This is a genomic window from Halopseudomonas aestusnigri, assembly GCF_002197985.1.
GTDB lineage: Bacteria > Pseudomonadota > Gammaproteobacteria > Pseudomonadales > Pseudomonadaceae > Halopseudomonas > Halopseudomonas aestusnigri.
Genome location: NZ_NBYK01000001.1, coordinates 792960 through 817862, shown reverse-complemented (window position 1 = coordinate 817862; position 24903 = coordinate 792960). Strand labels below are relative to the sequence as shown.

The window sequence follows — 24903 nt, the reverse complement described above, 5'->3', positions numbered from 1 at the left end:
GAGCAATCACGGCAGGAACAGACCAGAAATGGCCTTTGGCCAATAGGCGATTCCAACCAGGCAGCACAACACAAAACACAAAGGCCGCCCGAGGCGGCCTTTGTGTTGCTGTGCAGACTTGAATCAGGCAGCAGCCAGATCCGATTCTGCCTCGGCCAGCATGGCAAACTCTTCGTCGGCCGACTTGGCAACCAGATGCTTGCGGCTGTAGCCGAAGTAGTACACCGCACCGATCACAAACAGGCCCATGGTGAAGAAGAACGCACGCGGATCGAAGGCGTAGACGCCGGTCAGTGCGATCAATGACAGCACCAGCGCGATACCCGAAGTCACCACACCGCCCGGGGTCTTGTACGGGCGCGGCAGGTCCGGCTGTTTGATGCGCAGCAGGATGTGACTGAGCGCCATCAGTGCGTAGGACACGGTCGCACCGACTACCGCCATCGCCAGCATCAGATCACCCTCACCGCTCAAGGAGGCGATAAAGCCGAAGATACCCGGCACAATCAGCGCACGTGCCGGCACCTTGCGCTCGGTGGTCAGCGACAGCGACTTGGGCAGATACCCGGCACGTGACAGAGCAAACACCAGGCGGCTGTAGCCGTAGATGATCGAGAAGAACGACGCCACCAGACCGGCCAGACCCAGCACGTTGACCAGTGTCGCCAGACTGGTGTTACCGGTTGCGTTCAGCGCATCCACCAGCGGTACCGCGCTGTCGCCCATAGCCTTGGCACCCGCCGCGCCCGGCACCAGCACCACCACCATCAAAGCGGTGAACAGCAGGAAGACCATGGCACCAATGATGCCCTTCGGCACGTCCTTGCCCGGGTCCTTGGCTTCTTCAGCGGCCAGTGGCACGCCTTCGACCGCCAGGAACAGCCACATGGCAAACGGCAGCGCCGCCCACACGCCGTACCAGCCCAGCGGCAGCAGCTCGCTGGCACCGTTGGCGTCGGTCATGGCGATGTCGAACAGGTTGTTGATATCAAAGTGCATCACCAGCGCCACACCGGTAGCCACGATGGCGAAGACCGCCAGACCGCTGATTACCATCATCACTTTCAACGCTTCACCCACGCCCGCCAGGTGAATGCCGACGAATACCAGATAGAAGATCGCGTAGACCCAAGGACCGCTGAAACCGAGCAGCGCTTCCACCGCCGACCCGATAAAGATGACGATGGCCGCCGGGGCCAGCGCATATTCGATCAACACCGCAAGGCCGGTCAAAAAGCCCCCGGTCGGCCCCATCGCCTGCCGGGCAAAGCTGTAACCGCCACCCGCAGCAGGAATCGCCGCCGACATTTCCGCCAGCGACAGCACCAGGGTCAGATACATCAACCCCATAAGTACCGCGGCAATCGCAAAGCCCGCCCAGCCCGCCTGCGCGATGCCGAAGTTCCAGCCGGCAAAATCGCCGGAAATAACATAAGAGACGCCGAGCCCGGCGAGCAGAATCCAGCCCGCAGTCCCGCGCTTGAGTTGCCGTTTGGCAAGGTACGCCTGATGGTCGTTAGACATGAGAGATCCTCAGTGGTGTTGCAGTTGTGAATGACGCCTCCCCGACGTCACTCGGAAACCAGAAAATTGCGACCGCTGCCGCGGTGCTCAATCACCGCGTCTTCGGTGCGATCCTTGAGGTTGACCCCCGAGAGCTTCAGCCGCTGCGCCTCGCGCAGCAGATACAGCGCCCGTTTGGCCCCCTCGACATGCGGCAACCCTGCCGGCCGCACGTTGGAAATGCAGTTGCGCGCGGCATCGGTCAGCCCCGGCTTGGGTGCCCAGGTCAGGTACAGCCCAAGGCTGTCCGGCGAACTCAAGCCCGGACGCTCACCAATCAGCAGCAACACCGCGCGGGCGTTCAGCAGCGCGCCCACGTCATCACCAACGGCAACGCGGCCCTGCTCAACGATGGTCAGCGGCGCCAGTGAGCACTCCGGCAACTCGCTGGCCAACAGCCCCATAAAACGCTGCAGAAACGGCACCGCGTTCTGTGCAATTGCGCGGGATGAGAGGCCGTCCACAATCACGATGGCCAGATCGCTCGGCTGCTCACAGCACAGCGCAACCAGTTGCTCACGCGAGGCATCGTCCAGCAGACGGCCCAGATCCGGACGCTGCAGATAGGTCATGCGATCAGTCGCCTGACTGTGCAGGCGAATCGGCTCACCCAGCGCAGCCAACTGCGGGTCAGCAGCCAGCTCACTGCAAAGGGCGTCGATATCCAGCGGCAGATGCACCGCGTCGCGGGCCTGCGCGTGGGACAGCTGGAACGCCAGCAGCTCGCTGGTCGGCAGGCTGATCCCGGCCCGGCCGAGGCCAATACGCGCATCGGTAAATTCGCGCAGGCGACGCCAGGGGTTCTCGACCACCGCACCGGGCTGGTTGCGGGTTTTGTCATTTGACGAACTCATGCTCTGCCTCCCGGCAACGCCTTCAGTGAGCGGGCAAAGGGCTCAGGCAGCGCGTCGTGCAGAATGTGACGGTCGGCATCGCGCATGATCTGCATGCGGATCAGCCACTGCTCAAACTCCGGCGATGGCCGCAGCCCCAGCGCACGGCGCGCATACAGCGCGTCATGGAATGAAGTGGTCTGGTAGTTGAGCATGATGTCGTCCGAGCCGGGGATGCCCATCACAAAGGAGCAGCCCGCCACACCCAGCAGGGTCAGCAGGTTGTCCATGTCGTTTTGATCCGCCTCGGCGTGGTTGGTGTAACAGACATCACACCCCATCGGCAGGCCGAGCAGCTTGGCGCAGAAGTGATCTTCCAGCCCGGCGCGGATGATTTCCTTGCCGTCGAACAGGTACTCCGGGCCAATAAAACCGACCACAGTGTTGACCAGCAGCGGCTTGAACTTGCGTGCCACGGCATAAGCGCGGGCCTCGCAGGTCTGCTGGTCCAGACCATGATGCGCGTTGGCAGACAGCGCACTGCCCTGCCCCGTCTCGAAATACATCACGTTGTTGCCCACCGTGCCGCGCTTCAGGCTCAACGCCGCCTGCTGCGCTTCGGCCAGGGTAGCCAGGTTGAAACCAAAGCTAGTGTTCGTTCCCTCGGTGCCACCAATCGACTGGAACACCAGATCAACCGGCGCCCCGGCCTCGATGCACTCGATGGTATTGGTCACATGGGTCAGTACGCAGGATTGGGTCGGGATCTCATACTTCTCGATCACCTCGCCCATCAGCTTCATCAGCTTGATGGCCTGCGCCACGTTGTCGGTAGCAGGGTTGATACCAATCACCGCATCACCGTTACCGTAGAGCAACCCATCGAGGATGCTGGCAGCGATGCCGTTGACATCATCAGTCGGGTGATTTGGCTGCAAGCGGGTTGACAGCCGACCGGGCAACCCGATGGTGTTGCGAAACGCGGTGTTCACATGACACTTCCTCGCGACCAGAATCAGATCCTGATTGCGCATGATCTTGCTCACCGCCGCGGCCATCTCCGGCGTCACGCCCGCGCGGATCGACTGCAATACCTCCGGGGTCGCGTGGTCGCTCAGCAGCCAGTTGCGAAAGTCCCCGACGGTCAGGTGCGATATGGGCGCAAACGCCGCCGGCTCATGCTCGTCGATAATCAAGCGGGTGATTTCGTCCGCTTCATAGGGCACCAGCGCCTCATTCAGAAAGGTCTTCAGTGGTACCTCGGCCAGAGCCATCTGCGCGACCGCGCGCTCCTCGGCAGACAGCGCAATAACACCGGCCAGTCGATCACCGGAGCGTTGTGGTGTCGCCTTGGCCATCAGCTCGGCCAGATCGCGGAAGCCGAAGGTTCGGCTGCCCAGCGTATAGCGGTAGGAATGCGTCATCGTGTTACCTCAGGCATGCAAATTGCTGCGAATGTCGCGCAAGTCACGCGAAGCAGCGGAAGATGCCTGAAACAGATGCGATACCTGTTCCAGCGGGCTATCAAGATTTGGCAAAAGTGTCCCAGGCGGCCCATTGAAGCCCTTTGAGGCATATTCCACCCGAGCATCCTGCGTTAGGATGCCGCCAACTGAACACGCGAGCGCTCGCCAATGCAGCCCACAACGGAGCACAATGCACCAGCAAGGAGCACACGTGAGGCACAGGACGCCGACGAACACGCCCACAACCTGACCAACTGGCAGCAGGAATATGACCAGTTGGGCGGCGGGCGCTTCTATGGGCGAATAGATGAAGTGGCGCTGGACGGCTGCCAACTGTTCAAGGAGCATACCAACCGCTCCCTGCGGCAGCAGTGCAACGTCTGGAAGGATGCGCTCTGGCTGGGCATCCCCGCCCGCGCGGCAGACTGCCGCATTAACGGTCTTGAGGTCGGCAGTGACCAACTGATGTGCCGCCCCGGCAGCCGCGACTTTGAATTGATGACCCCCGATGCCTTCGACATCTACGGCATCGTCATCAAGGAAGAAATGCTACTGCGCGCCGCCGAGCGCGAAGAGCGCACGCTGGATCTGCACTCACTCGAACACAGCCCGCGTCTGACCGTACCGCAGGAGCAGCTCGACCAGGTTCGCGGCCTGCTGGAGCAGGTGCTCTACCGCGGCACCCTCGGACTCGACAGCGAACACCAGCAGCAACTCGCCAGCCAGGCCCTGCTGGAACTGGTCGCCAACGCCGCCCAACCGGCCGCAGCGCCCAGCTACGCGCATCGGCGCAAGGTAGTCGAGCAAGTGAAAGCCTATCTGGCCGAACACCCGGAAGCCCCGCTGAGCATTCCCGAGCTGTGCGAGCGCGTACACGTCAGCCGTCGCACCTTGCAATACAGCTTCGAAAGCATTCTTGGCATCAGCCCGCTGCAGTTCCTGCGCAGCGCGCGCCTCAACCGCGTTCGCCGCGCCCTCAGCGACCCGCAACAAACCAGCCCTATCGCCGTCGTCGCGGCAGACAGCGGCTTCTGGCATCCGGGGCAGTTTGCGCGGGATTACAAAGCGTTGTTTGGTGAGAGTCCGTCGGAGACGGTGAGAAGGAGTCGCTAACCGAGTTGACGGTCAATGCTGCGCAGGCTCGCCTTCCAAGCGCCAATCAGTGAGCCACCAGACACAAAAAAGCATAAACATCGCCGGGGGCGACGCGGCATACAATGCCCTCAATCTCATACCAACGCCCTAATCTGCGGCCGGGAAGCGGAGTCCGGCCCGACCGCAGTCAGCAAGGCGGTATCAGGCGCGGGCTGGAAGTACCGGCTCGCAGAAGCTGAGCAGCCCTTGTTCCTGCATCTCTTTAATGAAATTCAGAACAGTCTGCTCAACAACACGACCGAACGCATCTGCCGGCGTTGTCGGTTGCATGTTGAAGGGCGCACGCTTATTGCCAATGGTCGTATGCAGCGCATGCTTGTATGAACCGGAGTGGGTATTGCCATCCGCATCCACAAGCTCGATGGTTGCTTCGTAGTAATCGGTAACCAGCGAGCCCGCAGCACCCAGCGTCAGACCGGTAGCAAAGCCCTTGGCAGCTGCGCCACTGACGTCACCCACATTGTTCACAATCACACGGATGCTGTAGTTGGCGCCTGCTGCGCCCGGTACAACCACGCCGGAGGCACGCAGGGTTCGCTCTACATGGCCGCGCAATTCTGAATCGGCACGAGCAAAGTGAGTACCGTTGCGCCGAAACTCGACACTGACGTTTGAATTGTATGGCGTTGCAACCGACTTGATGTCGCTATAAGCGGTCTTCCCATAGGTGGGGTCGACGTAGGATTTGGTCGTCATACAGCCCGACAGAAATGCAATTACAAACAGGGAAAACATCAATCTAATGGAATTCATACGGCCTCTTTCTTGTTGTATTTTTCACTTCCCTTTACGCCACACCCAATGACGTAACCTAACAGCGGCTCTGTCTGTTTCTTTCGCCAGCCCTCCCTTCACGCGTACAAGTGAATCGGCATGAGGACCACACCCATTCGAGTGGCCGCTCCTGGCGCACACGAGCGACGACAAAGCGCACTGGTGCCAGGCAAGCAAGAAAATACATGGGGATAAAGCATGTACCGGCGCCCGAGGCACGGCCGCCAAAACCACCGGGCAGCAGATGCGACCGATGATAAGAAGATGATCCGACAGCAGAACTGCCTGGAAATGATATCTGCGCCATCCTTGGGCCTTTGCGAACTGGCTTATTGCCACATCCGCAAGGTAACCGCATCACCGATACAGGTAAAGCACGATTTTCTGTCCGGTGGCGTTCATCGAGATAACAACAAAGCCTCTGCTGGCTCTGACGTTAACGATGACGAGCTTAACGCACGACCAGAGGTGACTTGGCCAACAGCAGCGACTGATTTACCGGGCTCTAGATCAGCTCGGCAACCGCGCTGTCTGCGTGAATCCGGGTAGTGTCATAAAGCGGCACCGCGGTATCAGCCTGCGTGACCAGCATGCTGATTTCGGTGCAGCCGAGAATCACCCCCTCTGCCCCGCTCGCAAACAACCCATCGATAATGCGCAGAAACTCGGCTTTTGACTCCGGAGTGATTGTGCCCAGGCACAGCTCCTCATAAATAACCGAATGCACGATTTGGCGGTCGTCCGTTGCGGGCACGATTACCTCGATGCCGAACTGCTCCTGCAACCGGCCCTTGTAAAAATCCTGCTCCATGGTAAACGCCGTGCCGAGCAGGCCGACCTTTTTCACCTGGTTGCTGACCAGCACCTCTGCGGTCGCATCGGCGATGTGCAGCAACGGGATGCCGATAGCACTCTGAATCTGCGGCGCTACCTTGTGCATGGTGTTGGTACAGATCAACAGAAAATCAGCCCCGGCCCCTTCAATCTTCCGGGCTGCTTCAGACAGCACCCGCGCCGCACCTTCCCAGTCGCCCTCACGCTGCAACCGCTCGATTGGCTCGAAATCGACACTGAACAACACGATCCGGGCGGAATGCAAGCCACCCAGCCGCTGTTTGATACCCTCGTTGATCGCCTTGTAATAGCCGGCCGTGCTTTCCCAGCTCATGCCACCCAGCAACCCGGCAGTCTTCATATCACTCTCCCCTTTGCTGCCCGACAATCCGTCGATGATGACGCTGCGCCAGAATAACCAGTAGCAGCGGCACTCCAACCACAACACACCCCAGGTACAGGATCACACCCCACGCACTCGCTGCCGCCAGCAGCGAAAAATCCCATAGTGCCACCGGCAAGCCGGCAGCATAGTGCAGCGCCCCGTTTATTCCCGTCACCACCAACACACCCACCAGTAGCTGAAAGCCAGCGTAGATAAACGTGCCGTAGCGCAGCCAGCCAAACCGCTCGGGCCACAGCAACACCCTGAACCAGCACGCAAACACGACAAGCGATGCCAGTAGCTTGATCAGCAGAAAGGCCAAGCCATATTGGTGCAGCACAACATCATGGACAGCAGAGACATGGGTCAGCAACGCGAAGGCAGCGGGCGCACGGTAAAAATCAATGACCTTGAAGAACTCTGACAGCAGCGTAACAAGGAGAATCGCCAGAATGACTGACGGGATAACGCGTTTCAATTTGGTTGATCCTGGTGGTAGCGGGTTAACGTGAAGCTGGACGGCGAGCGTCAGCGAGGCCGGTGGCCGCAGCGCTTTTTGCGGCCGGAACGCATCTGAGCGCTTTGCCATGTGCTTTAAACTGTATATGCATAAAACCCAAAACTGAGCGCCAAACATAGCACCACTGGAACCAGAATACCTCCCACCACTTTAAGAGGGATTTCGGCTACTGGATGCTTATATTTTTGCTCTTTCCAAAATACTTTTGTGTGAGTTCGTAAGCCATACGGCGCAAACAACATGAAATAAATTATTGAACCTGCCGCAATAGAAAACCCCAGCCATCCAAATGCATTTGAAGCAGAGATACTTTCAATAGAGCACATAATCGCAAAATAGATAAGCGACACAAAAAGTAATGGCAATAAAGTTCTGTTCATCGTATTTCACACATAACGCCGCCATAAAACGCGCGACGCAAGGAGCGTCGTAGGCCGCGCATTTTGCGGCCGATTTTTGATAGCCTTGTTAGCTGTATACAACGAATACTTCCTGTAGCTTAGTTTTATTTGTTGAGGAAATCTCGCACCAATAGATTCCAAATGGCAAGCCAAAGCAATATGGCTTTAACTTCAACTTGAACAAGCCTGGGGTATAAGACTTGAAAGACATTTTCAATTTTAATATGCCTTTCTTAATAAGAAGCTCATTTTCTTCATTTTTTAACACCTCTATTTTCGACAGCGGTGCATTGAGATAGAAGTTTGTGCTCATGCCAAATATTGGCGTGATTGTGTAGTAAGTCTCGCCGTTTTTCTCGTAGAGCTTTTAATTAAATGTCCCTAAAGGTATTTCCTGCATACTCTTCCTAGTAACTAACGCCAGCGCACAACGGCGCCCTTGTAATGGAGGCACAGCCGCAATGTAAATGGCGTCCGGCGGCCACCGGCCGCGAATTGATGCGTCTTGTTAAGCTGCGGACACCTCCGCAGCATGAAATTGGTGCGAGGGTGAGGACTCGAACCTCTCTACGTTTCTCCTAGCTGAGCAAATACTCGGCAACTGATAATCTCTCGTCTGGATTGGAAGTGTCCCACCATGGCCTCGCAGAAACGCCACCCCGCACCATACGCATGATTTCACGGATGAATTTTCCATAAGAACCCCCTTAACAAATTGAAATGTCGCGAAGACCCAAACTTCCAATCCAAACAAGATACTCACAGTTACTTCTATATTTACCCCTATCGCCAAGCCTTTTACCCGCTTCCGGATTCCGACGAAAGCGGCTTAACGCCCGCAGCGCGCGCTGCTTTGTAATGCAGACGAAGCCGAAACGAAAAGCCGTCGCCGTGTCTGCGATTGTTAGGCGGCACTATTCGCAACCCTCCGGCATTGGAATTCGGGCGCAATATTCAGACCGCCTCTCTTTGTACTGGCTATAACTTTTCAGAGTTTCTTCCTTGAAAGATTCACTCGTACCTGACTCCAGAACAGAAGCCAGCTGTTCACATGCAACAATCGGAGAAGCCTGAACGCTAATTAGCATCAATTCCGCCTGCTTATCCATCATCTCGAACTCTTTATCTCCGAAAACGGGAGCAGAGGCGAGATCACTCATGTCCTTATTTGCAATATCGGCCATACCAGCCTTTGTGCCCTCAGAAAAGGCAGCGAGATATGACTTCAGGGCGTCATCAATAGACAGGCTCTGCGGTTGATGTTGCTCCGCGCAAAACGCTGTGGCCTTTCCCAACACTCTGGCCTGGGCTTCAGTAAGAACCTTCACATGTGCATCGATTTGGCTGTTTGACGATAGAGAACGTGATTCGTCAGATAACGTATCGAACGACATGCCAGCGGCGGCAGCGAGTAGAACAGTTGCTATTTTAGCTTTCACGACACAGCCCCACTTTCCACATCCCGTTAATAAGATCAAAGAACGAATGCATTCGCATATTTACCCTAACGCTTGAGTTAAGCGGCGGGCGAAGCCCATCCGCTTGAAAGCCTTGTTGGGCGGCTGACTCACCAGAAACGCCACCATGGTTTTGCAGGCGCAGGTGATGGTGGTGGTGGGTTTGCAGTCACTGTTTTTCGGGGCTTTTCTTTAGCAGCCTCGATCAAGATAGATTTCGTGTTTTCAAGTAAGCGCTCGAAAGGCTCTGGAGGTTCTCCCTCGTAACTGATAATCGCACCAAAGTCTTTCGCCAAAGCACAGCTCACAACCATAACACTTGCACAGTCTTTCATGCTGCCGCGCCATACCATGCTGATGCTATAGTCGCGGCCTCCTGCGACTGAAATTAGGTGCGGATTAGCCTCTGCAACTTCAGAAGTAGTGGAATAAAACACCTCAAACCCGACATCTGGCGTGCCATCCAAAATACACGGTGAAAAGCCGGAGTCGTCGAATGGCGTGAACTCTGGATGTAGTTCGAGGTTGAAGCCCAGAGCGTGGATAGATGCCTGAAGAGCCTCCCGGTTAGGCACCTTGCAGCGATCTAGAAAAGCAATTTGGGTATTTGACATAGATGCCCCTTCGTTTGTACGCCCAACGCCGCCAACACGCGCGGCTTTGCAGTGAAGGCGAAGCCGTAACGGAAAAGCCGTCGCCGTGCTTGGCTTTGTTAGCGACAGATCCTAGTCATCAACATCCTCACCCCTATACAATTTGTCGTCCCTTATCTCTTCAAGGTCGTCTTCAGATAGCTGCCGTTCGGAAAGTGGGATAATTATATCCGCCTGCTCAATAACAGCCTCTATCGCGGACTCAAATTTTGGCTTATCAGCTTCACTTAATGGAGCGCTGAGAAAGTCAGCAGGAAGGTCACTCTTTAATCCCAGATGATCATCGTGACGTGCAAAAACTTTATCGGTATTCCCCAAATCTATCAGGGCATCGACAAGGTCTTCGACGGTCTCGTATTCTGTATCTGGATTGAATGGGCCGCCATCACCCAGTGCTTGTGCAATATCTTCCAAACTTTCAAACTTCTTCATAAATCGTCGTTTCCCATCTTGATTTAATTAGCATTCTACGCTGCTCGGCAATATCGCTAACGCTCCGCTAAACGGCGAGCGTCAGCGAGTCCGGTGGAGGCCACTTTTTTTATGGCCGGAACAAATTTGAGCGGCTTGTTAGGGCTTAGGATTCGCAACATATGAGTGAACCACACCATCTGGTACTTGCATTTTTACAGTCTGAACGTGAAGCCCATCGGGTTTGACGAGAGTAAATATACTGCCCTCTGGATATCCTGACTCTGTACGAAGCGAAACATGATACATTCCCATTCCATTGGCCCTCGTAACTAAATGATCGCTCATTAAATCTACAATTTTATTCTGCCACTGAACAGATCGATCATAATCTTCTTTTTTTATATCTCGGTTGGCTTCTACTGTTCGTATAGTTCCACGGTGAAGTACATGGCCGCATTCAGCGTAAAGCTGCTTAAACTCTTTTAGAGTTAGAGCATTGGGTTTCGAGTTTGCTTGAAAACTCCATCCTTCATCATTTTTAGAACGGGTTAGCGACTGTGGAAACGAGTGAGGATAAGATCTATGCAGCAAATTCATTATGCGTTCCGCATTCCATTCCTTTTTCGCTGACTTTTTGCTTGCCTCAGGCAAATCGCCATGAAGCTGCAAGCAGCCTAGTGCGATGAGTTCGCACATTCTTCTAAACTGGAAATACGCATATTCTCTTGCGTATGGGGCGGTCAGCCCCAATTTCCCGTCGAACGCCTGAGCTACTAAATCAATACGAATAGCGAGTTCATGCATGAGTGGCAGGTATTTTTGCACTGCCATTTCTTCAGAGAATTCTATTTTCATGAGCAGAACTCAGTCATTTCCCTAACAGCTGAGTGGATCGACAGCTCCATCATCACATATCAGTGACTTCTTCATATCACCGCTCCGAGCCCAGGCCGCCGCTTTAAAAATCCCATTAAAAACAATCCATTACACAAGTAGGTATCACATTGCTCGTATTCGCGTGCCGTCCGCATTTTGCGCATTCAATAAACCTGTATGGCATGTCGGTCTGCATACCATTGGGTAATCTGGCGGGGTTACACATTCACAATTCCTCTGCACTTGGGATAGGCGCTGCATCCCCAAAACACGTTGCCGGCGTTGGTGCCTTTGCGGGCGGTGCGTTTGATCATGCTGCTGTTGCACAGAGGGCAATGCGGTTCAGAGGTGGCTTCAGGTATTGGAGGCGTGGCAGTGGGTGTCGGGTTGATGGTTGGCTGCGCTGCCGATGGTTCAGACGGCTGTCTGTGCATCAGGCGCTTGAGGCCCGCACCGTCGATCAGCTGGATATTACGGCCATTGGCGAAGGCTTTGGCTTCTTTGGTGAATTGGCCGGAGGTAACCACATAACCGCCGACTGCGCCTTCTGCGGCCATGGCGCCGAAGAATTCGCGCACCACCGGTACGCCCACTTTCAACGAGCGCCAGTGTTTGCATTGCACCAGGTATTTTTCGTTGTGCTTGCGCAGGATCAGATCTACGCCGCCATCCGGGCCGTTAGCGCCAGTTTCGGTGATGCTATAGCCCTGCTTGCGGAAGGCTTCGCCGATCAGTTGTTCAAACTGCTGCCAGCTGAGGCCGTCGATGGTTCTGGCCGGTTGGGTGGCGTTTGCGACGCTATTGAGCAGTTGTTTGCGTTTGTAGCGCCCGGCGATGGAGCCAATGGCGCCGAAGACGCAGCAGGCTGGAATCAGATATTGGCCGAACAAGGCGAAGGTGCGCCACAGGTGCCCTGCCAGCACGCCGCCCATGTCACCTGGGCGCAGCACGGTGGAGGTGCTGGGCGGTGCGGTGGCAATGGGATGCAGGACAAGCCAGCTGACCAGGGCTAGCAGGATGCTGACCCACCACGGCAAGCGGGACAGCAGAAAAATGAAATCGTCGAATGCAGAGGATCGTCTGCGCGCCATCCGTGGGCTCCCAACTTGAAAAGTGGCTTATTGCCATATTTCAAGAAAGTAGCCTTTTGCGGTGGCAAGGTAAAGGGCAAATAGTTCTACCGGTTGCGGCGCAGCCGATACCCGGTACATGCTGGCTCAGGGCGCAGCGAAGCGGCACCGCCGAACGTTACACTCTGAACCCCTGCGCCAATGCCTGCAGCTCACCTGCCAGCTGCGCCTGGCTATCGGTGACCTGCGAAATTTCCCGCGAGCCGTTGAGGGTTTGCAGAGAGGTTTCCCGCACGGAGCTCATGCTGCGCGAGATATCCCGCGTGACCGCGACCTGCTGTTCAGCGGCAGAGGCGATTTGCGATGACATGCCGGAAATACGGTCGACGTCCTGCAGGATGCCGGCAAGGGTGTCTTCCAGGGTTTCGGCTTCATCGGCGCTGAGATTGGCCAGTTTATGGCTGTCGATTACCGCGCCGCGCACACTGTCGGTAATGTCGCGCAGGCTGCTGATCATGATTTCGATTTCAACGGTGGAATCGTGGGTCTGGCGCGCCAGATTGCGCACTTCGTCGGCGACCACAGCAAAGCCACGACCGTGCTCCCCTGCCCTGGCCGCCTCAATTGCGGCGTTGAGCGCCAGCAGGTTGGTCTGGTCCGCTACTGTTCTGATCACGTCGATGACTCGGGTGATGGATTCGCTGCTGGCCTGCAGGCGCTCCATTTGGCCGTTGACCTGCTCGATAGCACCGGCCAGATGGCGAATGCGACCAACGCTGTCCTGCACCACCCGCCGCCCGGCCTCGTTGCGTTTGGAGGCATGCTGGGCGGCTTCGGCAACCTGCTGGGTATTGCGCGAGATTTCTTCCGAGGTGCTGGACATTTCCTCTGCCGCTGCTGCGACCTGATCCACCAAAGCCTGCTGCTGCCCTACCTGATCGGAGTTCTGGCTGGCGGTGGCACGGGTCTGCTCGGAGGCCGATGCCAGCCGCACGCTGGTTTCATCAATCTGACTCAGCGCACCGGAGAAGGTCTCGATCAGGCTGTTCAGGGCCGTGCCGATCAGCCCCATCTCGTCCTTCGAGCAGACTCGGGTGCGCACCGACAGATCCTTGCGCTCCATGACCTGACGAAAATCACCCAGCAGCTGGTTTACCTGGCTGGACACTCCAATGATGATCAGCAGCGCCAGCAGCAGCACCATGCCGATCACCAGCGCACCGATGATCGCTGCCCGACGCAGATCGGCATGCGCGCCGGCCAGCACGCGCTCGGTGCCCGCAGCCATGTCGTCAGCCACCTGCTGCTTGAGCTGGTAAACACCGTCGATGGCGTGACTGGCGCTGTCGAACCACTCGATATTGGCCATCCCCAGAAAGCCGTATTCGGAACCGATCAGACGATCACGCAATGCGCTGAAGGCGATGTTTTCCGGCCGTTCGGCCAACGCCAGCAACTGCCCCTGCAGGGAGGCACCAACCAAATTGGCGGCCGCATCCAGCAGTGCCTGACTGCGCGCATCGGCTGCACTGACCTCCCTCGCCAGCGCCAGCGAAATGCCGCCCTCGCTGAGCACCGCAGCGCCCGCGGCCATCTCCCGTGCCCCCGACTCGGTCGCCTCGGTGAGCGCCAGGAAGGCTCCCATCAGACGCGTCAGGCGCGGCTCGTTAGCCTGCAGCAGAATCTCGGGAATCAGGGCAATCATCCGTTCAACCGCGGCGCTATAGGTCCGATAGGCCAACTCGGCGTCGACATCTTCATTGAGGACCCGGGCCCGCAGCGGCGCCAGCGCATCCAGCGCCTCATTGATCAGGCCCAGCTGGGCCGCGATGGCAACCCGCTCGCGACCCTGCATGGCGGCCATGGCGTTGCGCAGGGCATCGAGGCTGGCATCGGTAGCTGCCCGCTGGCCTTCAAGGCGCTCGACGACCCGGCCATCGGCGCCACCGGTGGCAATGAACAATGCGGTCAGCCCCCGCTCCTTTTGCAGGTTCTCCAGCGCCGGATCGGCGCTCAGCACCAGGTCAAACAGTGCCCGCGATGATTCGGTCTGCTGCAGATGGGTGTAACGGTTAATCACCGTGGCGCCGGAGAAATACAGCGTGCCGGCCAACGCCGGCAGCAGGAGCAGCAGCAATTTGCCGCGCATGGAGAGGTTTCGAAGCATGGACAGCATGGTGGAGCACCCTGAGAAAAACCTGACTGACTGGACAGACCTCTCAGCAAGAACGGTGCCATCACTCTGCCACGATCCGCCGGGGCTTGCGGACACCCCGTGCGAACACAGCGCACCAGTTCAGGGCCGATGCAGCGCAACGCGATCCAAAAAAGGGACTATCGTGGTCACCGAGGCGCTGCCGGAGCGATGCATCCATGCAGGCCATCGCGCGCCCGGCTGTGACTTGCGCCGGTCAGACGAGCGGCTTGTTCATGGCCGCCGCCAGCTCGGCATGGCCGCTGTGTGCCAGGGCATCAGCGGCACCCGCAACGTCCTGCGGGGTCTTGTTCTGGCTCAATTTGAACTTGCCGACCAGGCGTTCGATCTCGATTTCGATGCCGACAATAGCCGCCAGCATTCGGGCGATGTAATCCGGGCTTGAGTCAGTCATGCGCCACGGGCGCGGCTCTTGCGCGCGCGTCTCATGTTCACGGGTCAGGCGCGCCACGATGCCGCGCACAAAGCGCTCGTCGTCACGCAGGTGGATGCGCCCGTGGGCATGCACAACCTGATAATTCCAGGTCGGCACCTGTTGGTGGGTTTCGTGCTTGCTGGGGTACCAGTTTGGCGAGATATAGGCTTGCGGGCCCTGAAAGATGAGCATCACGCTCATGCCGTCCACAATCTGCTCGACCAGCGGGTTGGCCCGCGCCAGGTGCGCATGCAGCACGCCGTGCTCACCCTGCCCGGTCAGCAGCTCAAACGGAATGTGGTTGGCGTCCAGCCCGTCCGGGCCGACGGTTACCAGCGTGCCCAGCGGGTTTTCGCCAATCAGGGCATGCAGTTCAGTGGTGCGGGTTTCGGCAAAATGTGCAGGCAGATACATGACGTATTCCGTGGCAGGTCAGACGGCAAGATACTGATCCAGGGAATACAGCGCAAACGCCAACAGCAACCAGAACAGCACGCCAGCCGATGTCTCGAGCCAGGCACTGTAGGTATGCCGGCGCAGCCAGTGCGGTGGCCACAGGCAGCGCAGCAACCCGCGACCGGGAATGCGCAGGCTGAGGTCCAGAACGGCGCCCGCTTCGAGGATCAGACGGCCAAGCAGCAACAGCCCGCGCGCCAATGCTTCGAGCAATTCAAGCATCCTGGTTACTCCGCGCCGGGCGCGCGCTCGGCAAAGCACGGTAGCCCATCAGTGATATCAAACCAGTTGGCCTTGTGAGCGGTAAAAAAATGCGCCTGCAAGTGGGTCTCCAGCTCACCATCAAGGAGACCGGCACGTACGCGCAGTACGCCTGGCATCTGCTCATGGCAACTGTAGATCGGCGAGCCGCAGCGGTTGCAGAAGCAGCGCTGCTTGCCAGGCGAGGAGCTAAAGCTGCTCAACAGCTCACCACCTGCCAGCAGACGAAATTGCGCCTTGCCCACCGGAATATTGGTCGCGAATGCCGTACCCTGCGCCTTGCGGCACTGGCCGCAGTGACACACCTGAATCGGCGCGAGCGGCTGATTGATCTCAAAGCGAATACCGCCACACAGGCAGCTTCCGGTCACCATACAACCTCCTTTTGCTGTTCAGCTATCGGGCAATAGCTGCGGATTCCATACCAGGTCCCAGCGATGGCCGTGCGGGTCGGCAAAGTAACCCGCGTAGCCGCCCCAGAAGATATCGTGCGGGGTCTTAACCAGCGTGCCACCCGCCGCTACGGCCTGCACCCAATTCAAACTCGCTGCAAATCGGTCACGCTCAGCGAAGTAACACAGAGCCGTGGAATCATGGTGCCTGCCTCATCCGATGGTCTTTACCCGATAAAAATATAGCCTCTCAAAGCTAATATTGAAAAATTAGCGTATTAAGACTAACGTCAAAGCAGATTGCACAGGGACACGCTTATGACCATTGCAGCCGTATTGACCGGCGACCTGATCGATTCTCAAGGTGTTGAGGATACGCAGGATTACATCAACCAGCTACGTGATGCGTTGCAGCAGCTGCAAGCCGTCTGCCCATTCCAATACGAACTGTATCGCGGCGATGGCTTTCAACTGACCCTGGACGTTGCAGCAGATGCAGTGCGTTGCGCGGTGCTGCTGCGCGCCGCCCTGATTGCCGCCAGCCCGGAGCACGAGCGGTACGACGCCCGGATTGCTGTCGGGATTGGCCAGGCAGCCGCGGTTAACCGCTACGGCGAGGCTTTCGTGCTGTCCGGGCAGGGGCTCGACACTATGAAGAAGGACAGCCTTGGACTGTTCACCCATGATGCCAGACTGCTGGATCGCCTTGAGCTGCCGACCGCGTTCGCGGCGCGGGTGATCGAGCAGTGGACGCGAGTTGAGGCGCAGACCTGGTGGTTGCACACCACCCTTGCGGTCAGCCAGAAGGCTCTGGCCGAACACATGGACAAGGCTCAGGTAACGGTTCACAAGGCGTTGCAACGGGCCGAGGCCGCACTGATGGATCGCTATCTGGCCCGCAGCCGCGAGTGGATTCAGGAGCTCACTGATGACTGACTCTGTCTTGCTGCTGCTGATGCTGCTTTTGCACATGCTCAGCAGCTTATGGGCCAACGCGAGGCCGCTGCCGCCCGAGGCCAGCCGCATGCAGCAAAGGGCCTGGCTGATCCTCAAGGCGCTGCCGCTGGCGGTCGCCATTGGCGCGTTGCTGCTGTCCCAGAGTCTGAGCACCGCCCTGCTGGGCTTTATTCTGGTGCTGTGCAGCCAACTGCTAGTGGAGCATCAGCGGCTGATCAGACCGCAGTCGTTCCTCACCACGGCGCTGTTCAGCCAACTGCTGCCAGTGCTTATCCTCGTCGGTTTGTGGAGCGCCGCCACCGGCAATTGGCCGCAGCTCGCGGATGCGCTGGCGCGCCTGTTGCAGCCAGACGCATTGATCCTGGCACTGGCAACGCTGTTTTTGCTGCACCCGACCTCAACCCTGATTGCGCAGATACTGACGCCCTGGCTCAATCACAGCGACCTGCAGGACGAGCAATCACTGAAACAGGCCGGACGGCTGATCGGCTTTCTTGAGCGCCTGCTGATCTTCGCCTTTGTGGTGATGGGCCAGTGGTCGGCCATCGGATTTCTGCTGGCTGCCAAAAGCATCATGCGCTTCAACGATACCCGCTCGGCCAAGCGGCCGGTGTCCGAGTACGTACTGTTGGGCACCCTGCTGAGTTTCGGCTTCAGCATCGCTGCCGGATTGGTCGCCAGAGCTCTGCTGGGCGCTTAGCCGGCCAGCGCTAATCTGGAAAAATTAGCCCTTCAAGGGTAAAGTCCCAGTCCCTTCGTCGGCGCTCTGGCCGTCGCGCCCCTTCCCGTTTCATCAGGAGTACCCATGCGTCTGTGTGTTTTCTGCGGTTCCAGCCCCGGTAACAAACCCGAATACCTCGCCGCTGCGCAGCAGCTCGGCACGGCACTGGCCAAGGCCGGCATCGGTCTGGTCTACGGCGGTGCGCAGGTTGGCCTGATGGGCGCAGTGGCCGACGCGGCGCTGGCCGCCGGCGGTGACGTGATTGGCGTGATTCCGCGTCATCTGGTTGAACGCGAATTGGCCCACGAAGGGCTGACCACCCTGCATGAAGTCGGCTCCATGCACGAACGCAAGGCAATGATGGCGGATCTGTCCGACGGCTTTATCGCCCTGCCCGGTGGCGTCGGTACCTTTGAGGAACTGTTCGAAGTCTGGACCTGGGGCCAACTGGGGCACCATCAGAAGCCGTGTGCGCTGTTCAACGCCGCCGGCTACTACGATCAACTGATTGCCTTCCTGGACCACGCCCTGACCGAAGGCTTTATGCGCCAGCCCTACCGCGACATGCTGATTGTCGATAACAAGGTCGACAGCCTGCTCCACAGGGTTCGCCACTACTCACCGCCCGCCGTGTCCAAGTGGGTTAAAGCGCAGGAGCGCTAGCCCCTCGGCTACCGTGATCAGGATGCGCCGCGGGTAATCTGCTGCATGCGCGCGTAACCCGTGCGCGTCAGCAGTACCAGATTGACTGTGGTGGCGTAGATCTGGCCTGACGCCTTGAGATCGTTGATCAGCGCCTTGTGTTCATCCGCCGGCAGGTAGAAAAAATCCCGCCCTTCCTCAAGATGCTGCTCGCAGCGGCGAAAAAGACGGAATGAGGTGCCCTTCGGCAAGGCATTGAGCTCATCGAGCTGACGCAGGCTCAGGGTGTCGGTGTTGGCATGGACAATCGGTTGCATGACGGCTGGTAGCGGCTGGTGAATGGGGCAGGCGGCCGTCTGACCGCCAGGTCGTAGCCTACCGTCTTGCGCAGCAAACGTCTGCTTCCGTTGCCATCTGCCATGCCCGATATCGCGGTCAGCGGCCGGGACAGAGGCTGTGATGTGGGCGGTACGGGAGCATCGGTGGACATGCCTGCGGCTTAGTCCCCCCTACGCAGTGGCGCTGTGCCGTGGGGCGCCATGTAATCCGGCATGCCACGATGAACCTGAAGAAACCCGATAAAAGCGCGTATGACGGCAGCAACAAGCCCGCTATACTCGCCGCCTTTCAGGTTCACCCGCCGAGCGCACCATGACCGATCACCAAGACCCAACCTCGACCGATGCGACAACCGACGCCTCTCCTGCCAGCAAGACAAGCGGTCTTGGCGCCCTGTTCGCTGCGGCCAGCAAGCAGGCAGACAAGGCCAACGCTCCCAAGCAGGGCAAGGCCGGCTTCGATCCGCACACCAAGCGCGTACACATGCCGCCGCGTGGCACCCGCCGTTCGATGGGCAAGCGCTAGGCGGGCCTAAAGCGGCAGCGTGAAGTAGAACTGCGCGCCCGCACCCGGGCGCGACTGCACGCCGATGTTGCCGCCATGCAATTGCACCACCTCCTTGCACAGCGCCAGACCCAGCCCGGCGCCACCCTTCTTGCTGCCGACCTGCACAAAGGGTTCGAATACCCGCACCTGCTGGCTGTAGGCAATGCCTTCGCCATTGTCCTCGACGCTGAACCATACCCGCTCACCCTGCCGGCGCAGGCGCACGGCAACCTGGCCGCCCTGCTGACAGTGACGCAGGGCGTTGCCGATCAGGTTGTCCAGCACCCGCTCAATCTGCAGCCGGTCCAGCCGCGCCCGCGGCGCATCCTCGCTGACGTCCAACTGCAGTGAAATACCGCATTCATCGGCCTGCGCCTGGAAACGGGCCACCGCTGCAGAAGCCAGCTCGACCGGATCACAGGGCGCCAGTTCCAGCTTCTGCAGTCCATTCTGGTAGCGCGAAAAATTGAGCAGGTCGTTAATCAGATCGACCAGCCTGCGCATTTCCTCGTCTACCGTTTCCAGCAGATCCCGCTCACGGCAGCCCTCGGCGAACTGCAAACGCTCCTGCAGCAGGGAGAATGCCATGTGCATGCCGGTCACCGGCGTGCGCAGCTCATGGGACGCCCTAAGCACAAATTCACGTCGCACCCGCTCAAATGCTCGCTGCTCGGTCACGTCGCGCAGCACCATGACCGCCCCTTGGACCCAGCTGTCAGTTCGCACTACCGGTGTCAGGCTGTAATCCAGCAGCCGGGTTTCCCCTGCGACCTCGACCGCCAGATCTTCCTGCTCTCTGCCAAAGGTATTGCCGGCCAGCACCTCCCGGACCTGCTCGTCCAGCTCGGGGTGCCCCATGGCCTGGCCCAGCGTCTGACCCAGCTCGCGCGAATCCCAGTCGAGCTGACGCCGCGCCACCGGATTGAAGTGATCAACATCGCCCTGCTGATCAAGGATCAGCAGGCCATCGTCGATACTGTCGAGCACCGCCTGCAGGCGCCGTTGTTCGGACTGCAAGGCCTCCAGATCGCTGTTCTTGAACTCGCGCAGGGCTTCGGCCATAACGCCAAATCGACGACTCAGGGCGCTGATCTCATTGACCGGGGACAGCGGCAGAGTGACGTTGAAGTCACCCTGGCCAATCTTGTCCGCCGCCTTGGCCAGCGCCTCGATCGGCCGACCAAAACGCTGGGCGATGCTGTGTGCGGTCAACAGCCCCAGCAGCAGCACGGCCAGGCCGATCAGCCCCAGTAGCCCGGTAATCAGCCAGGCGCGCTGATGCGCTGTGCTTTCGGCCGCCTCGACATAGGCCAGATAGCGGTACTGCACCTCGTTAATGCGATCACGCATGGCGGCCACGCTGAGGCTGAAGGTGTCATCCGAAAGCAGATCCCGGCGCAGGGTGCGCGGCCGGTAGAGCACATCGTCGTAGACCGCATAGGCCCGCCCGATTTCAGCCACAGCCTGACGGTCCTCATCGGTTCGGGCCTGCTCACCGGCCTTGGCCAGCCACTCCTTGAAGCGCTCGTCCGATGTACTCAGCGCTTCGCGATCCAGTTGCTCTGACAGCAGCAGGGTCACCTGTCGACCGATTTCCTGACGCATGCCGAGAGAAGCCTTGAGAATGCCGATGTTGCTGCCGACGCTGTAGGTCTGCGACTGGGTCAGACTGAGTACTCCGAACAGGCCGACCAGCAAGCCCACCAGCGCCACGGTCAGCAGTGCGCTGCTGCTCAGAAACAGTTGAGTTCGCAGCTTCATAGGCCAAGCTGCTTGCGTTTGCGATACAGGGTAGAGGCATCGATACCGAGCGTGCGGGCCGCCTGATCCAGCGTGGCGCTGGAGGCCAGAACGGCGGCAATGTGTGCACGTTCGAGCTCGCTCAGGCTGAGATTGGAGCCGACTCGCGGCGCGGTGTTGCCGTGATCCGGTTCGCCCAGGCCGAGATGACTGGCAGCAACCTGCTCCTCGGCACAGATGATACTGACGCGCTCGATCACATTACGCAGTTCGCGGATATTGCCGGGCCAGTGGTAATTCAGCAGCGCCTGCCTGGCATCCTCGCTAAAGCTCCTGGCCGGACGGGCGTATTCCTTGACGAAGCGCGCCAGAAAGCGCTCGGCCAGATCAAGAACGTCATCAGGGCGCTCCCGCAGCGGCGGCAGCGTCAGGGTAATCACGTTCAGCCGGTAGAGCAGGTCTTCGCGAAACAGCCCCTGCTTGACCATCTCGGCCAGATCCAGATTGGTCGCCGCCAGAATCCGCACATCCGCCTGCCGAGTCACCGGATCACCAACCCGCTCGTAGACCTTGTCCTGAATAAAGCGCAGCAGCTTGGGCTGCAGGGTCAAGGGGAAATCGCCTATCTCGTCGAGAAATAAAGTGCCGCCGTCGGCCTGACTGACCCGGCCCAGAGTACTCTCGCTCGCGCCGGTAAAGGCGCCCTTGCTGTGACCAAACAGTTCACTTTCCATCAGCTCGGCAGTTAGCGACGGGCAGTTGATGGTCACGCAGTCACGCTGGCTGCGCCCGCTCCAGCCATGAATCAATCGGGCCAGCTCACCCTTGCCGGTACCCGACTCGCCAAGAATCAGAATATTGGCGTCAGTGCCGGCGACCTGCCGGGCCGTCTCCAGCACCGCCATCATCGCGGGGCTGCGCGACTCGGGCGCGACCCGCGTCTGTTCTACGGCCTGCTCCAGACTCTCCAGCCGCGCTTCCATCTGACGCACTTCAAGCTGCTTGGCCGCAGCCATGCGCAATTGATCAGGGCTGCAGGGCTTGACCAGATAATCCGCCGCGCCTGCCTGCATGGCATCAACCGCGGTATCGACCGCCGAGTGCGCAGTCACGATCACGACCCGCATCCACGGCGCCTGCGCCCGCATACGCGCCATTACATCCAGACCACTTTCCTCGCCAAGCCTGAGATCAAGAAAGCACAGATCAAACACCTGCCCCTGCAATACCGCCTCGGCCTGTGCCCCGCTGCTGGCCGTTGCTACCTGATAGCCCTCATCCTCGAGACAGTAACGAAAGGTCCGCAGGATCGCCGATTCGTCGTCGACCAGCAGAATACGTCCGTTGCCTTGATTCGCTTCCATTGATTCACGACTCCTGTCATGCCGTCGCGCTACTGTCACCGTGCAATCTGCACGACCCTTCGGGAAAGATCATGCAATTCGCACTGAACACGACACCACCTTTAATTTATAACTTACTGATTTACATAGCATTAATCAGAAACCCGGGAGCGGCACAGTGCTTGCTCTATCACCCTTGCGTGTTCGGCTTCTCGCCACAAGCGAAGCTCGACAACACCCATAACCGGAGATAGATGACATGCACAGCGCCCTACCCACCGCCTTGCTTGCCCTGTCCACCGGCCTGCTTTCAAGCATGGCCTGCGGCGCATCAACGCCAAGCAGCAGCTACTTCATGGAGCAAAATCCCGCCGTGATAGTTCAATCAGTCGACGACGCCAGCATCGCAAAGGCTTTGCGCGCGCGACTGGCATGGCAGGGTAACACGCAAGGCATCCGCATTGCCGTCAGCTGCCGCAATGGCATTGTGAGCCTGCGCGGAACCGTACTGACCACCAGCGACTATCGCGTTGCGGTCGCCACGGCGCGTCATACGCCGGGCGTTCAGCAGGTTGATACCCGCGGCCTGCAGATCGGCACTACCCGCCCGGTCAGCAATACAGAACCCGCCCCAGGCAGATTTTCCACAGCCGGCAAGCTGAGCCTCTAATCTCAGCTGCCAACCGAAAAGGGACTTCACCATGAGCACAGATCCCAAAGCGACAATTCGTTTTCATATAATGGAAACGACTCAGGCAGGCGCGCTGGACGCCAGACCGTTTAACACTCTCTGTACCGCAGTACCAAGGAGATCCCCCATGTTCAACTGGGCCATCGCCTTCAGCATCATCGCGCTATCATCAGCCGTGTTCGCCTTTGGTGGCTTTGACGATCAATACGCCAGCGCCGCAAGGCTGCTGACACCCGTGTTTCTTGCCCTGGCTGGGGGGTGCGCCCTGCTGGGCCGCAGTCGAGGACGCAACGAGTAGACATGCCTGACCCATCTGCCGCATCCGCGCCATCAGCAGCTACCGCATTCATGCGCCTGAGCGACGAACAGCGGCCGCTGGCCAACAAGTTCTACCGCCAATACCACAGCGGCATGAAAGCCCGCGGTCACCATCAAGTCTGGGTGGCACGCACCCACGAGCTTCAAGCCTGTCTCTGCCTGCAGACCGTCGATCAGTGCTGGTGGCTGACCGGATTGCTGGTTGCCCCTGCACAGCGCAGTCAGGGCCTGGCGAGCAGCCTGTTAGAACATGTACGTCAGCAGCATCGCGGAGACATTTGGCTGTTCTGCGCTCCCAACCTGGTGCCGTTCTACCGCGCCAATGGCTATGAGCCCGGCGAGGACGCTCCCATCTCACTGCGCGACAAACTGCTGCGCTATCAACGCAGTAAAGCCCTGCTGGCCATGGTCAACCGCACGCAGGCGACGCTCCCACGCTAGCGCTTGCACCTACTGCCACACAATGCAACACGGCGGCCATTTTCCCGCACCAATTACGGGCACAGGCTCTGTTACGTTCGGGTTACGGCTGTGCAATTTCCCTTCAAAACATACGTATATATCTGATTTAAATATAAAAAAAATTGTTGGCAAGCAAAATGCTACAGGACCTGTGCCAACGCACTTAAATCAAAACCTACGGGGTAATACGTGATGATGAAGAAACTTGCAGTTGCCGTTGCTACCGCCAGCACACTGTCTTTTGCCAACATGGCTCACGCTGAAGAGTTCGATACCGCCATTGGCAAAATTGACTCCAGCATGACTGTGACGCTGGCTACCGATTACATCTGGCGTGGTCAGTCTCAAACTGACGGCGCCGGCGCTATCCAGGGCAGCCTGGACTTCGCACACGAAAGCGGCCTGTATGTCGGCGCCTGGGCGTCCAACATCGACTCCGAAGACTTCGGCGGCTCCAGCGTAGAAATCGACTACTACGCGGGTTACGGCGGAAGCATCACCGACGACATCAGCTACGATCTGCAGTGGGCTACCTACACCTATCCGAAAAACAGCTCCATCGACGTTGAAGAAGCTCTGGCCAGCCTGAGCCTGTACGGCTTCACCGTTGGCGCCAAGTACGCTTACGACCCCTCCAGCTCTCTGTACACCTACATCGGCTACGACTTTGCCCTGCCCTACGATATCGGTCTGGGCCTGCACTACGGTCTGACTGACACCAAAGACCCGCTGGACGGCGTCAGCGGTGACGAGAAATACGGTGACTGGGCCGTTACCCTGGGCAAAACCATGCTGGGCCTCGACTGGGCTGTCATGTACAGCGACACCGATCTGGGTGACGACTGCGCCTACTCCGATCAAGACTCTTGCGACGCCAACGTCACCCTGTCGGTCTCCAAGAGCCTGTAAGTACCGAGTCTGAAAACGGGCGCCCTGCTCCGAGGGTTCCCGTCAGCTAAAGCGGCATCTTGCGCCGGTCTCGCAACCTGTACCACGGCAGGCTT

Annotated in this window: 29 protein-coding genes; 9 read left to right on the top strand and 20 right to left on the bottom strand. The window is 58.6% G+C overall.

What is annotated here, in order from left to right:
* Positions 1 to 123: 123 nt before the first annotated feature.
* Genes eat through B7O88_RS03835 form a run of 3 tightly spaced genes read right to left on the bottom strand, consistent with a single transcriptional unit; the run spans position 124 to position 3820 of the window.
* The gene (eat, locus tag B7O88_RS03845; protein ID WP_088273850.1) at positions 124 to 1524 is read right to left on the bottom strand and encodes an ethanolamine permease; all 1401 of its coding nucleotides are present in this window, start codon (positions 1522 to 1524) and stop codon (positions 124 to 126) included.
* A gap of 47 nt (positions 1525 to 1571) precedes the next feature.
* Positions 1572 to 2417 carry an ethanolamine ammonia-lyase subunit EutC gene (gene eutC / locus B7O88_RS03840; protein ID WP_088273849.1) on the bottom strand — a complete coding sequence of 282 codons (846 nt, stop codon included), beginning with the start codon at positions 2415 to 2417 and terminating at the stop codon, positions 1572 to 1574.
* Positions 2414 to 3820, bottom strand: coding sequence for an ethanolamine ammonia-lyase subunit EutB (locus tag B7O88_RS03835; protein WP_088273848.1), 1407 nt, complete (start codon positions 3818 to 3820; stop codon positions 2414 to 2416). The genes eutC and B7O88_RS03835 overlap by 4 nt, the downstream gene beginning before the upstream one ends.
* A 210-nt stretch (positions 3821 to 4030) precedes the next feature.
* Between B7O88_RS03835 and B7O88_RS03830 the strand changes: the two genes are divergently transcribed.
* Positions 4031 to 4975, top strand: coding sequence for a helix-turn-helix domain-containing protein (locus tag B7O88_RS03830; RefSeq protein WP_088273847.1), 945 nt, complete (start codon positions 4031 to 4033; stop codon positions 4973 to 4975).
* A 183-nt stretch (positions 4976 to 5158) separates the two neighbouring features.
* On the opposite strand, the gene B7O88_RS03825 is transcribed toward B7O88_RS03830, so the two are convergent.
* The 14 genes from B7O88_RS03825 to B7O88_RS03775 all read right to left on the bottom strand — a co-directional run bounded on the left by B7O88_RS03825 (position 5159) and on the right by B7O88_RS03775 (position 16281).
* Complete coding sequence (locus tag B7O88_RS03825) at positions 5159 to 5752, bottom strand: LPS-assembly lipoprotein LptE (RefSeq protein ID WP_088273846.1); 594 nt, start codon at positions 5750 to 5752, stop codon at positions 5159 to 5161.
* Between the two features lie 544 nt (positions 5753 to 6296).
* Positions 6297 to 6986: an aspartate/glutamate racemase family protein gene (locus tag B7O88_RS03820; RefSeq protein ID WP_088273845.1), complete on the bottom strand. Its 690-nt coding sequence runs from the start codon at positions 6984 to 6986 to the stop codon at positions 6297 to 6299.
* A gap of 1 nt (position 6987) precedes the next feature.
* Positions 6988 to 7599, bottom strand: coding sequence for a hypothetical protein (locus B7O88_RS03815; protein WP_140418561.1), 612 nt, complete (start codon positions 7597 to 7599; stop codon positions 6988 to 6990).
* A 5-nt stretch (positions 7600 to 7604) separates the two neighbouring features.
* Positions 7605 to 7910, bottom strand: a complete 306-nt coding sequence (locus tag B7O88_RS17755) for a hypothetical protein (RefSeq protein ID WP_140418560.1) — start codon at positions 7908 to 7910, stop codon at positions 7605 to 7607.
* A 935-nt stretch (positions 7911 to 8845) separates the two neighbouring features.
* Positions 8846 to 9370: a hypothetical protein gene (locus tag B7O88_RS03810; RefSeq protein ID WP_140418559.1), complete on the bottom strand. Its 525-nt coding sequence runs from the start codon at positions 9368 to 9370 to the stop codon at positions 8846 to 8848.
* Between the two features lie 128 nt (positions 9371 to 9498).
* A complete protein-coding gene (locus B7O88_RS17750; RefSeq protein ID WP_140418558.1) occupies positions 9499 to 10002 on the bottom strand; it encodes a hypothetical protein in 504 nt (167 codons plus the stop codon).
* 111 nt (positions 10003 to 10113) lie between these two features.
* Positions 10114 to 10473, bottom strand: coding sequence for a hypothetical protein (locus B7O88_RS03805; RefSeq protein ID WP_088273842.1), 360 nt, complete (start codon positions 10471 to 10473; stop codon positions 10114 to 10116).
* A gap of 138 nt (positions 10474 to 10611) precedes the next feature.
* Positions 10612 to 11310: a hypothetical protein gene (locus B7O88_RS17740; RefSeq protein WP_140418557.1), complete on the bottom strand. Its 699-nt coding sequence runs from the start codon at positions 11308 to 11310 to the stop codon at positions 10612 to 10614.
* Between the two features lie 239 nt (positions 11311 to 11549).
* Positions 11550 to 12422, bottom strand: a complete 873-nt coding sequence (locus tag B7O88_RS03800) for a restriction endonuclease (RefSeq protein ID WP_088273841.1) — start codon at positions 12420 to 12422, stop codon at positions 11550 to 11552.
* Between the two features lie 157 nt (positions 12423 to 12579).
* Positions 12580 to 14577: a methyl-accepting chemotaxis protein gene (locus tag B7O88_RS03795; RefSeq protein ID WP_088273840.1), complete on the bottom strand. Its 1998-nt coding sequence runs from the start codon at positions 14575 to 14577 to the stop codon at positions 12580 to 12582.
* Between the two features lie 235 nt (positions 14578 to 14812).
* The gene (locus tag B7O88_RS03790; RefSeq protein ID WP_088273839.1) at positions 14813 to 15445 is read right to left on the bottom strand and encodes an FMN-binding negative transcriptional regulator; all 633 of its coding nucleotides are present in this window, start codon (positions 15443 to 15445) and stop codon (positions 14813 to 14815) included.
* A gap of 18 nt (positions 15446 to 15463) precedes the next feature.
* Positions 15464 to 15709 (bottom strand): hypothetical protein, encoded by a 246-nt coding sequence (locus B7O88_RS03785; RefSeq protein WP_088273838.1) that lies wholly within the window; start codon positions 15707 to 15709, stop codon positions 15464 to 15466.
* 5 nt (positions 15710 to 15714) lie between these two features.
* Positions 15715 to 16122 carry a GFA family protein gene (locus tag B7O88_RS03780; protein ID WP_088273837.1) on the bottom strand — a complete coding sequence of 136 codons (408 nt, stop codon included), beginning with the start codon at positions 16120 to 16122 and terminating at the stop codon, positions 15715 to 15717.
* 18 nt (positions 16123 to 16140) lie between these two features.
* Positions 16141 to 16281, bottom strand: a complete 141-nt coding sequence (locus B7O88_RS03775) for a VOC family protein (protein WP_235005712.1) — start codon at positions 16279 to 16281, stop codon at positions 16141 to 16143.
* A gap of 177 nt (positions 16282 to 16458) precedes the next feature.
* Between B7O88_RS03775 and B7O88_RS03770 the strand changes: the two genes are divergently transcribed.
* From B7O88_RS03770 to B7O88_RS03760, 3 genes are all read left to right on the top strand, one after another.
* Positions 16459 to 17076, top strand: coding sequence for a hypothetical protein (locus B7O88_RS03770; protein ID WP_088273836.1), 618 nt, complete (start codon positions 16459 to 16461; stop codon positions 17074 to 17076).
* Positions 17069 to 17797 carry a hypothetical protein gene (locus B7O88_RS03765; RefSeq protein WP_088273835.1) on the top strand — a complete coding sequence of 243 codons (729 nt, stop codon included), beginning with the start codon at positions 17069 to 17071 and terminating at the stop codon, positions 17795 to 17797. The genes B7O88_RS03770 and B7O88_RS03765 overlap by 8 nt, the downstream gene beginning before the upstream one ends.
* Before the next feature lie 105 nt (positions 17798 to 17902).
* Positions 17903 to 18481: an LOG family protein gene (locus B7O88_RS03760; protein ID WP_088273834.1), complete on the top strand. Its 579-nt coding sequence runs from the start codon at positions 17903 to 17905 to the stop codon at positions 18479 to 18481.
* A 17-nt stretch (positions 18482 to 18498) separates the two neighbouring features.
* Here the strand turns inward: B7O88_RS03760 and B7O88_RS03755 are convergent, their stop codons facing one another.
* Complete coding sequence (locus tag B7O88_RS03755) at positions 18499 to 18777, bottom strand: ORF6N domain-containing protein (protein ID WP_088273833.1); 279 nt, start codon at positions 18775 to 18777, stop codon at positions 18499 to 18501.
* A 334-nt stretch (positions 18778 to 19111) separates the two neighbouring features.
* On the opposite strand from B7O88_RS03755, the gene B7O88_RS03750 reads away from it, so the two are divergent.
* Positions 19112 to 19324 (top strand): hypothetical protein, encoded by a 213-nt coding sequence (locus B7O88_RS03750; protein WP_088273832.1) that lies wholly within the window; start codon positions 19112 to 19114, stop codon positions 19322 to 19324.
* Between the two features lie 6 nt (positions 19325 to 19330).
* On the opposite strand, the gene B7O88_RS03745 is transcribed toward B7O88_RS03750, so the two are convergent.
* Entirely contained in the window at positions 19331 to 21106 is a 1776-nt protein-coding gene (locus B7O88_RS03745; RefSeq protein WP_088273831.1) for an ATP-binding protein, read from the bottom strand.
* Entirely contained in the window at positions 21103 to 22449 is a 1347-nt protein-coding gene (gene algB, locus B7O88_RS03740) for a sigma-54-dependent response regulator transcription factor AlgB (RefSeq protein ID WP_088273830.1), read from the bottom strand. Before algB ends, B7O88_RS03745 begins: the two co-directional genes overlap by 4 nt.
* Positions 22450 to 22687: 238 nt before the next feature.
* Between algB and B7O88_RS03735 the strand changes: the two genes are divergently transcribed.
* From B7O88_RS03735 to B7O88_RS03720, 4 genes are all read left to right on the top strand, one after another.
* Positions 22688 to 23098, top strand: a complete 411-nt coding sequence (locus B7O88_RS03735) for a BON domain-containing protein (RefSeq protein WP_088273829.1) — start codon at positions 22688 to 22690, stop codon at positions 23096 to 23098.
* A 148-nt stretch (positions 23099 to 23246) separates the two neighbouring features.
* Positions 23247 to 23417, top strand: coding sequence for a DUF1328 domain-containing protein (locus B7O88_RS03730; RefSeq protein ID WP_088273828.1), 171 nt, complete (start codon positions 23247 to 23249; stop codon positions 23415 to 23417).
* 2 nt (positions 23418 to 23419) lie between these two features.
* Entirely contained in the window at positions 23420 to 23878 is a 459-nt protein-coding gene (locus B7O88_RS03725) for a GNAT family N-acetyltransferase (RefSeq protein ID WP_088273827.1), read from the top strand.
* 213 nt (positions 23879 to 24091) lie between these two features.
* Positions 24092 to 24808 carry a TorF family putative porin gene (locus B7O88_RS03720; RefSeq protein ID WP_088273826.1) on the top strand — a complete coding sequence of 239 codons (717 nt, stop codon included), beginning with the start codon at positions 24092 to 24094 and terminating at the stop codon, positions 24806 to 24808.
* Positions 24809 to 24903 lie beyond the last annotated feature (95 nt).

Excerpts from the sequence above, each read along its gene's own strand:
- B7O88_RS03780 (WP_088273837.1), bottom strand. The coding sequence starts at position 16,122 with ATGGTGACCGGAAGCTGCCTGTGTGGCGGTATTCGCTTTGAGATCAAT.
- eutC (WP_088273849.1), bottom strand. The coding sequence starts at position 2,417 with ATGAGTTCGTCAAATGACAAAACCCGCAACCAGCCCGGTGCGGTGGTC.
- B7O88_RS03750 (WP_088273832.1), top strand. The coding sequence starts at position 19,112 with ATGACCGATCACCAAGACCCAACCTCGACCGATGCGACAACCGACGCC.
- B7O88_RS03825 (WP_088273846.1), bottom strand. The coding sequence starts at position 5,752 with ATGTTTTCCCTGTTTGTAATTGCATTTCTGTCGGGCTGTATGACGACC.
- B7O88_RS03785 (WP_088273838.1), bottom strand. The coding sequence starts at position 15,709 with ATGCTTGAATTGCTCGAAGCATTGGCGCGCGGGCTGTTGCTGCTTGGC.
- eat (WP_088273850.1), bottom strand. The coding sequence starts at position 1,524 with ATGTCTAACGACCATCAGGCGTACCTTGCCAAACGGCAACTCAAGCGC.
- B7O88_RS03770 (WP_088273836.1), top strand. The coding sequence starts at position 16,459 with ATGACCATTGCAGCCGTATTGACCGGCGACCTGATCGATTCTCAAGGT.
- B7O88_RS03835 (WP_088273848.1), bottom strand. The coding sequence starts at position 3,820 with ATGACGCATTCCTACCGCTATACGCTGGGCAGCCGAACCTTCGGCTTC.
- B7O88_RS03820 (WP_088273845.1), bottom strand. The coding sequence starts at position 6,986 with ATGAAGACTGCCGGGTTGCTGGGTGGCATGAGCTGGGAAAGCACGGCC.
- B7O88_RS03815 (WP_140418561.1), bottom strand. The coding sequence starts at position 7,599 with ATGGCAAAGCGCTCAGATGCGTTCCGGCCGCAAAAAGCGCTGCGGCCA.
- algB (WP_088273830.1), bottom strand. The coding sequence starts at position 22,449 with ATGGAAGCGAATCAAGGCAACGGACGTATTCTGCTGGTCGACGACGAA.
- B7O88_RS03800 (WP_088273841.1), bottom strand. The coding sequence starts at position 12,422 with ATGGCGCGCAGACGATCCTCTGCATTCGACGATTTCATTTTTCTGCTG.
- B7O88_RS03755 (WP_088273833.1), bottom strand. The coding sequence starts at position 18,777 with ATGCAACCGATTGTCCATGCCAACACCGACACCCTGAGCCTGCGTCAG.
- B7O88_RS03760 (WP_088273834.1), top strand. The coding sequence starts at position 17,903 with ATGCGTCTGTGTGTTTTCTGCGGTTCCAGCCCCGGTAACAAACCCGAA.
- B7O88_RS03765 (WP_088273835.1), top strand. The coding sequence starts at position 17,069 with ATGACTGACTCTGTCTTGCTGCTGCTGATGCTGCTTTTGCACATGCTC.
- B7O88_RS03805 (WP_088273842.1), bottom strand. The coding sequence starts at position 10,473 with ATGAAGAAGTTTGAAAGTTTGGAAGATATTGCACAAGCACTGGGTGAT.
- B7O88_RS03830 (WP_088273847.1), top strand. The coding sequence starts at position 4,031 with ATGCAGCCCACAACGGAGCACAATGCACCAGCAAGGAGCACACGTGAG.
- B7O88_RS03795 (WP_088273840.1), bottom strand. The coding sequence starts at position 14,577 with ATGCTGTCCATGCTTCGAAACCTCTCCATGCGCGGCAAATTGCTGCTG.
- B7O88_RS17750 (WP_140418558.1), bottom strand. The coding sequence starts at position 10,002 with ATGTCAAATACCCAAATTGCTTTTCTAGATCGCTGCAAGGTGCCTAAC.
- B7O88_RS03790 (WP_088273839.1), bottom strand. The coding sequence starts at position 15,445 with ATGTATCTGCCTGCACATTTTGCCGAAACCCGCACCACTGAACTGCAT.
- B7O88_RS03745 (WP_088273831.1), bottom strand. The coding sequence starts at position 21,106 with ATGAAGCTGCGAACTCAACTGTTTCTGAGCAGCAGCGCACTGCTGACC.
- B7O88_RS03725 (WP_088273827.1), top strand. The coding sequence starts at position 23,420 with ATGCCTGACCCATCTGCCGCATCCGCGCCATCAGCAGCTACCGCATTC.
- B7O88_RS03730 (WP_088273828.1), top strand. The coding sequence starts at position 23,247 with ATGTTCAACTGGGCCATCGCCTTCAGCATCATCGCGCTATCATCAGCC.
- B7O88_RS03720 (WP_088273826.1), top strand. The coding sequence starts at position 24,092 with ATGATGAAGAAACTTGCAGTTGCCGTTGCTACCGCCAGCACACTGTCT.
- B7O88_RS17740 (WP_140418557.1), bottom strand. The coding sequence starts at position 11,310 with ATGAAAATAGAATTCTCTGAAGAAATGGCAGTGCAAAAATACCTGCCA.
- B7O88_RS03735 (WP_088273829.1), top strand. The coding sequence starts at position 22,688 with ATGCACAGCGCCCTACCCACCGCCTTGCTTGCCCTGTCCACCGGCCTG.
- B7O88_RS17755 (WP_140418560.1), bottom strand. The coding sequence starts at position 7,910 with ATGAACAGAACTTTATTGCCATTACTTTTTGTGTCGCTTATCTATTTT.